We start from the raw sequence: 3,559 nt of genomic DNA, 5'->3' as shown, positions 1-3,559 counted from the left end.
GAAAGCCGCTGTTGTGGATCGGCTCGGCCGGCATGGCGGTGTCGCTGGCCCTGGTCACCATCGCCTTCGCCAGCGCCTCGCTGGATGCGGCCGGCAAGCTGGCGCTGTCGCCGGGCATGGGCCGGCTGGCGTTGATCGCCGCCAACGTCTACGTGGTCTTCTTCAACATGTCCTGGGGCCCGGTGATGTGGGTGATGCTGGGCGAGATGTTCCCCAACCAGATCCGCGGTTCCGGCCTGGCGGTGGCCGGTGCGGCGCAGTGGATGTCCAACTTCGCCATCACCGTGACCTTCCCGGTCCTGCTCGGCAGCATCGGCCTGGCCGGCGCCTACGGCATCTACACCGTCGCCGCGTTCCTGTCGGTGTTCTTCGTGCTGCGCTACGTGTACGAGACCAAGGGCAAGGAACTGGAACAGATGCAGGGCTGAGGCTGAGGCGCACGCGGTGCGGCGCGCGTGCCGTCTCTGGATTGGTGTGTCTGCAGCGAGCGGCTGAAGGTATTGCCGGATCGGTGGTGGCGCTGCGCGTGTCGTACCCTTCACCCCAACCCCTCTCCCGGTGGGAGAGGGGCTTTGGACTTTCCCTTCTCCCGCCGGGACCATGCCCCCTTTTCGGGGGAAGGTGCGCCGCGGGTGCGGATGAGGGTCCGGGCGAATCCTTGCGAGCAGGTCCACACAGCCCATAGACGTTCATTGATGTCCTCCCGGCGATGGTGCCGGGCACTCCCAACGGCTGAGGTGTGCGATCGATGGTCCCATCGGTGTGCGCTTGTTGTGTTACTTTATAACAATTGTCACTCCGCCTTGCTTGCCGTCCCTCGCTCCCTTGCCGCTCCCGTCGATCCGATGAACCTGCAGATCCCCTCGCCATTGCCCGATGTCGCCGCCGACGAACCTTCGCAGATCGCCGCTCCCCTGAACTGGGTGGGCATGGACGGCATCGCGCTGCCGATCAGTCTGGACATGGGCGAGGGCGCGCCTGCGGCACCCGTTCCGGCGCAGGCCGCGCTTGCCGTCGACCTGCCGTCGGCGCAGGTCAAGGGCATTCATATGTCGCGGCTGTACCGCCTGCTCGACGAGTGCGCGCAGCAGCCGCTGTCGCCGTCGCGGCTGTCGCAGTTGCTGCGGGCGATGGTGCATAGCCACGCCGACTGCGCCTCGACCGCGGCGCGGGTGTCGCTGCGCCTGGAACTGCTGCGTCGCAGCCCGGCACTGCGCAGCCCGGGGCTGGCTGGATGGCGGGCGTATCCGCTGCGGATCGACGCCGAACTGCGTGGCGGCGTGGTCCGGCTCGGACTCGGCGTGGATCTGCTGTATTCCTCGACCTGCCCGTGTTCGGCGGCGTTGGCGCGGCAACTGCTCAGCGAGGCCTTCGTGCAGCAGCACCCGCAACAGGCCTCGCTATCGCGGGACGCGGTGGCGGACTGGCTGCTCCGGCACGGCAGTCACGCCACCCCGCATAGCCAGCGCAGCGTGGCCTCGGTCCGGGTCGGCGTGTCGGCGCGCGCGGTGCGCTTCGACGCGGAGGGCGTGATCGCGCTCGCCGAGCAGGCCCTGGCCACGCCGGTGCAGGCGGCGGTGCGGCGCGCCGACGAACAGGCGTTCGCGCGCCGCAACGGCGAGAACCTGATGTACGTGGAGGACGCCGCGCGCCGCCTGCAGCAGGCGCTGGGTGCGCGCTACGCCGACGTGCAGGTGCAGGTGCGGCATCTGGAGAGCCTGCATGCGCACGATGCGGTGGCGGAGACCGCATCGGCGCCGGTGGCGGTCATGGCCGGGGAGGCCGCCCCTGACTTGGCGCAGGCCTGACCGCGGCCTGCGGGTGGTCCGCATGTGCTCACTCATGCCGACCGGGTCGCGCACGTCGCCCGGGCTGCCCCGGCGTTCCAGGTAGGCTTGGGTCGGCGTGCTGGCGTCTGCAGCCGTCTGGCCGAGGACGATCGACACCCGCGCAACCAGGAGTGAGACGCGTCGGGCCGTGGCCGGCGCCGAAACGCAAAAAACCCCGCCAAGGCGGGGTTTTTGCTGTGTCGCGCTGCAGGCGAGGCGAGGATGGCGCTCCCTAGGGGACTCGAACCCCTGTTTTAGCCTTGAGAGGGCCACGTCCTAACCACTAGACGAAGGGAGCGTTTGGTCGCGTCGATTGCAGCGCGCTAGTATATGGGTCTCGCCGCCCTTCGGCAATCCCGCAACCCGATACGGAAGCGCCATCATCAATCCGCCAGTTCCATCGCCATTCACCCTGCGCGCGATCCCGCGCGACCAGCACCCCATTTCGCGCAAGGACATCAGCCCCAACGCCCTGCGCGTGCTGTACCGGCTGCGCGAGGCCGGCTTCGGCGCCTACCTGGTCGGCGGCGCGGTCCGCGACCTGCTGGTCCAGGTCCAGCCCAAGGACTTCGACGTCGCCACCGACGCCACCCCAGAGCAGGTCAAGCAGCTGTTCCGCAACTGCCGCCTGATCGGCCGCCGCTTCCGCCTGGCACACGTGGTCTACGGCCGCGAGATCATCGAGGTCGCCACCTTCCGCGCCAATGTCGACGACGGCAGCGGCGACCGCGAGGTGGACAACGGCCGCCTGGTCCGCGACAACGTCTACGGCAGCATCGAGGACGATGCGGTGCGCCGCGACTTCACCTGCAACGCCTTGTACTACGCCATCGAGGACTTCTCGGTGCGCGACTATGTCGGCGGCTTCGAGGATGTGCAGGCGCGGCTGATGAAGCTGATCGGCGATCCCGAGCAGCGCTACCGCGAGGACCCGGTGCGCATGCTGCGTGCGGTGCGCCTGGCGGCCAAGCTCGATTTCGAGATCGAGGCCGGCACCGCCGAGCCGATCCCGCGCCTGGCCGGGTTGCTGGCCGAGGCCGCGCCGGCACGGCTGTTCGAGGAAGTGCTCAAGCTGTTCCTGTCCGGCCATGGCGTGGCCAGCTTCGAGGGCCTGGAGCGGCACGGCCTGCTCGCCGCGCTGTTCCCGGAGAGCGCGGCGGCGCTGCGCTCCAACCGCAGCGGCGCGCTGCGGCGCATGCTGATCGAAGGCCTGCGCAACACCGACAACCGCGTCGCCAACGACGAGCCGGTGTCGCCGGCGTTCCTGTTCGCGCTGCTGCTGTGGCCGGCGTACTGCCGCGCGTTGATGACCCTGCAGAAGCAGGGCATGCAGATGGAGGAGGCGCAACGCCGCGCCGCCGACCGGGTGACCCTGCACCAGCTGAGCACCGTGGCGCTGCCGCGGCGTTTCTCGCTGCCGATGCAGGAGATCTGGCTGCTGCAGTCGCGCTTCACCTCGCGCCAGCGCAAGCGGGTAGTGCGCACGCTGTCGCATCCGCGCTTCCGCGCCGCGTTCGATTTCCTGATCGTGCGCCAGTCCGCGTCGGACGAGCATGCGGCCGACATCGCCTACTGGCGCGAGCTGCAGCAGCAGCCCGGCTACGCGCCGCCGCCGCGCGGCTTCGATCCGGAGGTGGACTACGCCGGCGACGAGCTGGCGTTCGCGCCGCCGGCCGACAGCGAAGAGACCCCCAAGCGCCGCCGGCGCCGGCGCCGCCGCCCGGACGCCA

General features: G+C 69.7%; 3 protein-coding genes and 1 tRNA gene. 3 read left to right on the top strand and 1 reads right to left on the bottom strand.

Annotated features, from left to right (window positions below):
• Together D183_RS0117645 and folE2 are read left to right on the top strand one after the other, a co-directional pair.
• A partial coding sequence (locus tag D183_RS0117645; protein ID WP_026144597.1) for an MFS transporter occupies positions 1-428 on the top strand: 428 nt, incomplete at its 5' end.
• A 429-nt stretch (positions 429-857) separates the two neighbouring features.
• Positions 858-1,808 carry a GTP cyclohydrolase FolE2 gene (folE2, locus tag D183_RS0117640; RefSeq protein ID WP_026144596.1) on the top strand — a complete coding sequence of 317 codons (951 nt, stop codon included), beginning with the start codon at positions 858-860 and terminating at the stop codon, positions 1,806-1,808.
• Positions 1,809-2,052: 244 nt separating this feature from the next.
• Here the strand turns inward: folE2 and D183_RS0117635 are convergent.
• Positions 2,053-2,127, bottom strand: a tRNA-Glu gene (locus D183_RS0117635).
• A 30-nt stretch (positions 2,128-2,157) separates the two neighbouring features.
• Here D183_RS0117635 and pcnB point away from each other — a divergent pair.
• Positions 2,158-3,559 (top strand): polynucleotide adenylyltransferase PcnB (pcnB, locus tag D183_RS0117630; RefSeq protein ID WP_039728415.1); only part of this gene is annotated, 1,402 nt, incomplete at its 3' end.

Origin of the sequence: Xanthomonas sp. SHU 199 (assembly GCF_000364665.1) — a bacterium.
In the GTDB taxonomy this organism is placed as follows: domain Bacteria; phylum Pseudomonadota; class Gammaproteobacteria; order Xanthomonadales; family Xanthomonadaceae; genus Xanthomonas_A; species Xanthomonas_A sontii.
Note: the sequence above shows the minus strand (reverse complement) of the source record. Positions and strands in the feature narration are given on the sequence as shown.